This is a genomic window from Psychromonas sp. (assembly GCF_983033635.1).
The window spans coordinates 1-7758 of the sequence record NZ_CEZLMY010000164.1 but is presented as its reverse complement, the minus strand read 5'-3'; the positions used below and the strand labels follow the sequence as shown (position 1 = coordinate 7758).

Sequence of the window (7758 nt, the reverse complement as noted above, 5' to 3'; positions counted from 1 at the left end):
ACTGGAAGACAATAGTGAAATTAAACAAACTGTTTGTGCAACGGGATTTCCTTTAACTGCCATTAAAGAAATTTCTGATGTTGAATTCCAATGTTATCAAGTTGAGTTAACCGTTGATTTGCCAATTGGTTATCATTCTTTGTCTATTTACGATCAGGGAATTGATGAAGCATTAGCTACAATGCCGTTAATTATCACGCCATCTCGTTGTTATGCACCAGAGCCAATTACCCAAGGTGAAAAAATTTGGGGTACAAGTGTTCAGTTGTACTGCCTTAAAAGTGAAGCCAACTGGGGAATCGGTGATTTCACTGATCTGAAAACTCTACTAGCAAAAACAAAAGAAAATGGCGGTGATTTTATTGGTTTAAACCCAATTCATGCCTTATCTCCATCTCAGCCTGGTCATGCAAGCCCATATAGCCCGTCATCAAGAAAATGGTTGAATATTTTATATACTGATATTACTTCAGTTGATGAATATGCACGCAATAAATCTTTGCAAGCTAAAACGGAAAGCGCGGAATTTAAACAAGAGTTGGCCGCATTACGTGATACAGACTGGGTTGATTATGAAGGTGTAACTGCTTTAAAACTGTCTGCATTAAGAGAGCTTTTTGTCACACTTAATGACGGTAAAGCTAAAAGCAAAAAACGCCTGACTGCATTTAACAAATATGTAGAAGAGAAAGGCGAATCATTAACGCAGCAAGCTAGCTATGATGCATTACAGTTCCACTTTTTAGCATTAGATGCAAGTTCATGGGGCTGGCCTGTTTGGCCTGAAGAGTTCCAGGCATTCCAAAGCGAAGCGACACAAACTTGGATTAAAGAAAATATTCAAGAAGTATTATTCTGGTGTTACACGCAGTGGATTGCTGAATTACAGTTAGAAGAAGCTGATCAATTAGCAAAATCATTGGGTATGAGTCTTGGTATTTACCGTGATTTAGCCGTAGGTGTTGGTATTAGCAGTTCTGAAATTTGGGCTAACCACTCACTTTACTGTGAACATATCAGTGTTGGTGCGCCACCTGATATCTTAGGTCCTCTAGGTCAAAGTTGGGGCTTACCACCAATTGCACCTGATCAATTACAAGAAACTGCATACCAGCCATTTATTGAATTATTACAATCTAATATGAGCCACTGTGGTGCATTACGTATTGACCACGTGATGGCGTTACTGCGTTTATGGTGGGTGCCTGATAATGCAAGTGCAGAAAAAGGTGCATACATCTATTACCAAGTTGAAGATATGCTTAATTTATTAGCACTGGAAAGTGTGCGTAATGAGTGTCTGGTAATTGGCGAAGATCTGGGGACTGTACCTGAAGGTATTGATGTTTTATTAAAAGATGCGGGTGTTTACTCTTATAAAGTATTCTTCTTTGAGCAAGCAGAAGATGGTGGCTATATTGCTCCTGACCATTACGCAGAGCAAGCAATGGCGACGTTATCTACACATGATATGCCAACCATCAAAGGTTTCTGGCATTGTGAAGATCTTCATTTAGGTCGTGAATTAGGTTTATACCCAGACCTGGAAGTTTTCGAAGAATTATTAACAGATCGTCTTGTTTGTAAGCAACAAATATTAGACAGCTTACATGGTTTAGGTAGCTTACCGCATGACTTCTCTCGTGATGCTATGTATACCGGGATGGATCAAACACTCAACTTTGCCCTGCAGAAACATTTAGCAAAAGGAAGCTCTGCACTATTAAGTTTACAACTGGAAGATTTTTTAGAAATGGACCAGCCGGTAAATGTTCCAGGTACAAGTGATGAATATCGTAACTGGCAACGTAAATTGTCTCAAAATATCGAGCAGTTATTTAATAATCAACAAGTAAAAACACTACTTGCAGATTTAACAGAAGCTCGAAAAAAATAAATTAGCGTACTTAAACTTCTTAGAAATGTGGATTAGGACGTAAGGAAGCGGCTAGATCAACGTACAATATTCGGGGTTACTCCCGAATATTATAAGCAAAGCTCGCTTCCTGACCATTTCTCCGCTGATAATCATAAGAAGTCACTATCTTCACATTAATAAAATCAAATATAGAACGTTCTTTTCTATTTTTATGTGTTGAAGATAGTCACTGTTTATTATTCTGATTATCAAATTTCTCGGTTAACTAGGTATAAGCTATATCATGAATTAACTATTGGATGCGAAAACTATGAATAAAACTGTAAGCAAACAAGCGAAAAAAAAACCAATTGCTGTAGTGAAAAAACAACCAATTGATGTAGTGGAAAAACAGCGCTCACTGCATACTGAGCACGTTTCTTTAATCTCCTTGCTTAAAGAAGCAAAGTTAGATAATCCTTTTGAGCGTTTAGGTTTATTAACCAACCCATCGGGAAAGGGGTTTATTTTACGAGTTTGGTTACCCGATGCACTGGAAGTTGAGTTGTATGCATTAGGCTCTGATAGTGCAATGGCACAACTTAATAAAGTTGATGATGCAGGTTTATTTGAACTTGAATTAGTAGATGCAACTGAGAAATTTGCTTATGAATTAAATGCGATTTATAAAGATGCAAATCACCGTTTTGTGGATCCGTACCAATTCCATGATGTTGCTTTTGATGGTTTATCAACATTGCATGAAGCACCACAAAATGTATATAAGACATTAGGCGCACAACTAAAAACTGTCAGCTGTGAAGATAAAGAGATCAGTGGTGTACGTTTTATCGTTTATGCACCAAATGCATCAAGTGTTAGTTTGATTACGGAAGTAAATCATTGGGATGGACAGCGTCAGCCGATGCAACGCAGCTGGTGTGGTCATTGGGTGATTTTTGTTCCTGATCTGGAAGTGGGTTGCGCTTATAAATTTGAGCTTAAAGATGGACTTGGCAATCGTTTACCACATAAAGCTGATCCAGTTGGTTTCCAAGCTGAGCAGTATCCATCTCATTCATCAATTGTTGTTGATCACGATGCTTATCAGTGGAACGACCAAGCTTGGCAGGCATCTCAAAAAGGTGATAAACGTTTTGCTGCAATGAGCGTCTACGAAGTACATTTAGGCTCATGGAAGCGTAAGAATGAAAATGGTGTAGAACGCATGTTAACTTATCGCGAATTAGCGGATGAGTTAATTCCATACATTGTTGAAATGGGTTATACCCACCTCGAAGTAATGCCTATTTCTGAGTTTCCGTTTGACGGTTCTTGGGGCTATCAACCAGTTGGACTATTTGCAGCTACCAGTCGTTTTGGTGATGCGGATGATCTTAAATTCTTTATTGATCAATGTCACCAGGCTGGAATTGGTATCATTGTCGATTGGGTACCTGCGCATTTCCCATCAGACCCGCACGGTTTAGCAAGATTTGATGGTACGCCATTATACGAATACGAAGATCCACGTCGTGGCTGGCATCCTGATTGGAACTCATATATTTATGATTTTGGACGCGATAATGTGCGCCAATTCCTAGTTGCGAGTGCTTTAATCTGGCTTGATAAATTCCATGTAGACGGTTTACGTGTTGATGCCGTTGCTTCAATGCTGTATTGGGATTACTCCCGTGAAGAGGGCGAGTGGGTACCAAATGTTGATGGTGGCAACCATAACTATGAAGCGATTAGTTTATTAAAATGGTTTAACGAAGAAGTATACCGTCAGTATCCAAATGCGATGACTATTGCTGAAGAGTCAACCGCCTTTGCCGGTGTATCTAAACCGACATTTGAAGGTGGATTAGGTTTTGGTTTTAAATGGAATATGGGCTGGATGCATGACACATTAAGCTATGTGCAAGAAGATCCTATGTACCGTCAGTATCATCACCATGAAATGACCTTTGCGATGGTGTACCATTATAACGAGCATTTCGTTTTACCTATTTCACATGATGAAGTTGTGCATGGTAAAAAAAGTATGTTAGATAAAATGCCTGGTGATGAATGGCAAGCCGCTGCTAATTTACGAGCTTATATGGGCTATATGTACGCACATCCGGGCAAAAAATTAAACTTTATGGGTGCGGAATTTGCACAAACTAAAGAATGGAACCACAATACTGGGTTAGATTGGGACTTGCTTGAATTTGATAAGCATAAAGGGCAAAAGCAACTTATTGCGGATCTTAACCATTTATACAAATCTAACACTGCATTATTTGAAGCTGATTATAAAAACGAAGGCTTTGAGTGGTTAGACCATTCTGATGGTGAAAACAGTGTTTTCTCTTTTGTTCGTAATAATTTAAAACAAGACAAACAAGTTATCTGTCTTTCTAATTTCACGCCTGTACCACGAGAAGGTTATCGTGTACCGGTAACCGAGCTTGGTGAATATGAAGTTATTTTAAATACCGATAGTCATTATTACTGGGGCAGTAACTTTAGTGTGGGTGATACTTTAGGTGTTTTTGTTGCAGAAGAGCAACCTTGGCAGGACAAACCATACTCATTAACAATAAATTTACCGCCATTATCAACGGTATATTTACAGAAAAAGGAAAAATAATTGAACGATAAATTACTTGAATTTGATAAAAACAATCATCCATTTTCAGCATCGCGTGGGCAGTTTTTGCCACTCGGTGCGATTTTAGATAAAGATGGTTGCCACTTTTCAGTCTATAGCTTAGGTGCTTACCGAGTTGAATTGTGTTTATTTGATAGCTATGAAAAACAGATTGCAACTTATTCCCTGGAAGTGAAACAGGGGAATATGTGGAGTATTTTCATCAAGCAAGTAAAAGCAGGTCAGTTATACGGCTATCGAGTCCATGGTGACTACGAGCCTGAAAATGGCCTGCTGTTTAACAGCAACAACTTATTAATTGATCCATATGCCAAAGCATTAAACCGCGTACAGCATAGTTTTGAGCAAGCACAAAGTGACAGTGATGATTCACAAGTTGCTAAGTCTGTGGTGGTTGATCCAAATTTTGATTGGCAAGGGGTAAAAAAACCTAGAGTTTCAGTTCATGACCGAATACTTTATGAAGTGCACGTCAAAGGGTTTAGTCAACTTAATAAAAAGATAGCGCTGGAAAAACGTGGTAAATATCTCGGATTGTCTGACCCTGAGAGTATTAAACATTATAAAAAACTGGGTATTACCAGTTTACAAATAATGCCAATATTCAGCTTTATGAGTGAGGCATGGCTTAAACCGTTAAAATTAACCAATTACTGGGGTTATAACCCGATTAACTTTTTTTCTCCAGACTGTCGTTATGCGCAATATGATGCTGTAATTGAATTCAAAACAATGGTACGTGAACTCCATGCACAAGGAATTGAAGTCATTTTAGATGTGGTGTTTAACCATACTGGAGAGTCTGGTGCAGATGGCATGATTATCAGCTTAAAAGGTTTTGATAATAAAAATTATTTTACCTTTGAAAAAGAAAAGAATGGGCATAATCCTGATTACTCAAATTATAGTAATCATTCAGGTTGTGGTAATACGGTAAATCTTGATTATCCATGGTCTTTAAAGCTTGCTCTTGATTCATTACGTTACTGGGTGACTGAGATGCAGGTTGATGGATTCCGCTTTGATCTCGCTGTTACCTTAGCACGCGAAAATGGTGCTTTTAATGAACAGAGTGCTTTCTTTAAAGCTATATTTCAAGATCCTATATTAAGCCGCGTTAAATTAATTGCTGAACCTTGGGATATCGGCCCTGGCGGCTACCGTTTAGGTGGTTTCCCGAGTGATTGGTTAGAATGTAACGATCGCTACCGTGACACGATGCGCTCTTTTTGGCGTGGAGATACGGGGCATGTTGCCGAGCTTGCAACACGCTTGTTAGGATCGCGTGATATGTTTGCTAAGCGTTACCGTTCTAACTCGACCAGTGTTAATTATATCAGCTATCACGATGGCTTTACTTTAGACGATCTGGTCTCTTATAAGTCTCGCCATAATAGTAAGAATGGTGAAAAAAATAGAGATGGTCACGGTCATAATTTATCTGCAAATTATGGGCATGAAGGAAATACAGATAGTAAACGCATTAATAGAGTTCGTCAGCAGCAGAAGCGTAATCTTATTACCAGCTTATTATTATCGCAAGGCACACCGCATTTTTTAGCGGGAGATGAAATGGGTAATAGTCAGTCAGGTAATAACAACGCCTATTGCCAAGACAATAAAATAAGTTGGTTAAACTGGGATCTGAATGATGAAAACCAAAAATTATTTAACTTTACCAGTGAGATAATCAAGTTACGTCAAGAATCTCGACTGTTTGCTAATTTAGCTTTAAGTGATGATTGTATTGACCAATGTGAGAGTTCAGATCTTGTTAAATGGTACCATCCAGATGGTTATGTAATGGAAGATGATGATTGGCATGCGTCTAATTCGCAAGCCATTGCGCTTGAATTACGTGAATCTGTCGAGTGTGGCGAGCATTGGTTTTTAATCTTAAATGCATCCAGTTATCAAATTGGTTGCAAATCACCCAAGTTGGATGTGGGACTGGTTTGGAAGATGAAAGTTAATACAGCTTGTGATACAGGTGAATTAACCGATATGCATAAAAACGTTAAGGGTACCATTCAACTCAATGCACGCTCATTAATGTTATTAAAATGTGTACGCCATTTAACCTGATAAATTTGTTTTTTAAATAGATTGCTGGTTTTATTAAGCCAATCCCACTGTAAATTGCGGGATTGGCTTTTTTGATCCTATTGAAAATTGAGCAATTAAATTCCCGCTTAGAGTTGCAGTGCTCTGTCAGTTTCAGGAGATCGGTTCAGGCTGATTTTTTATATTCCTATCAACTTTTCTCAGTTATGAGTTCTCTATATTTTATTGTTTGTAGAATATCGTGTGTCCGATCTGTCAGTTCAATCATCGCATTGATTGCCCGTAGCTCTTCTTCAAGCTTTTTTGTTAAGTGAATTGCATAGCGTGATATTGCACGAATTTCATATTTTATATCTATTAAATTAACTGGCTCAAGTGCTGTGAGTCGGTAATGTACAGCATAAAATGTAGCTTCTTTATCCGTCTGGGTAATAAATTCAATTTTATGTTGTTCAGATTTAAAGTCACTATCAAGAAAACTGTTTATTAACCATCTATTATCTTTATCTTTAGAAGCTTTAATATAGATTAGCGCTTCCTTAAATAATTCACCTGTTTCGCTATTTTTAAATGGCTGAGTGATCAAACGCTCGTACAAATGATTATTTGCAAGCGGGTAATAATTCAACTCGGAACTGTTATCACTATACATAGAAAACAGCTTTTGCAACGGATGATCGTCTTTATCAATTGCAGCGAAACTGATTTTAGGTCGAGCGGACTCTTTACCAATAAAAAAAACACAATTAATAAATGCTTCTTCTGAAATTTCTAACAAGCGATTAGAAGAGGGCTGTTTAACTGTTTTTAGTGGCACACATGTAAAGTGTCTGGGGTTTTTTTGCACTAACAAAAAGAAAAATTGATTACAAATTTTAAGTGTCTGGCTATCACAAACCTGCAGATGCACAGTATTGTTACGACCACTGTAGACAACTTTATATTGCAGGTGAGACAAAGCAAATTTTGCAGAAACCTTTTGTAAGGCCAATAAATTAATTGTGACCCTGCTTGATGGCGGTAAAGCGGCAATTTGATCAAGCTTAATTTTTAGACCTGAGTATGAAAAGTCAACGACTTCTCCTGTATATCTAGCCTCTTCAGTAGAAAGTGACAATCTGCTCTTGTAAAGATAGCGTTCCTCTTTTCTATGTTCACTTGAAAAAAGTGTAAATAT

Annotated in this window: 4 protein-coding genes; 3 read left to right on the top strand and 1 reads right to left on the bottom strand. The window is 37.9% G+C overall.

Annotated features, from left to right (window positions below):
• The 3 genes from malQ to glgX all read left to right on the top strand — a co-directional run.
• A partial coding sequence (gene malQ / locus AC4GME_RS15585; protein ID WP_490379720.1) for a 4-alpha-glucanotransferase occupies positions 1–1897 on the top strand: 1897 nt, incomplete at its 5' end.
• Between the two features lie 292 nt (positions 1898–2189).
• Positions 2190–4496, top strand: a complete 2307-nt coding sequence (glgB, locus tag AC4GME_RS15580) for a 1,4-alpha-glucan branching protein GlgB (RefSeq protein ID WP_490377911.1) — start codon at positions 2190–2192, stop codon at positions 4494–4496.
• Complete coding sequence (glgX, locus tag AC4GME_RS15575; protein WP_490377910.1) at positions 4497–6602, top strand: glycogen debranching protein GlgX; 2106 nt, start codon at positions 4497–4499, stop codon at positions 6600–6602.
• 169 nt (positions 6603–6771) lie between these two features.
• Here the strand turns inward: glgX and AC4GME_RS15570 are convergent.
• On the bottom strand, positions 6772–7758 hold a 987-nt coding region (locus tag AC4GME_RS15570), incomplete at its 5' end, for a PilZ domain-containing protein (RefSeq protein ID WP_490379719.1).

What these genes read in the sequence shown, in the direction of transcription:
- glgB (WP_490377911.1), top strand. Translation starts at nt 2,190, where the DNA reads ATGAATAAAACTGTAAGCAAACAAGCGAAAAAAAAACCAATTGCTGTA.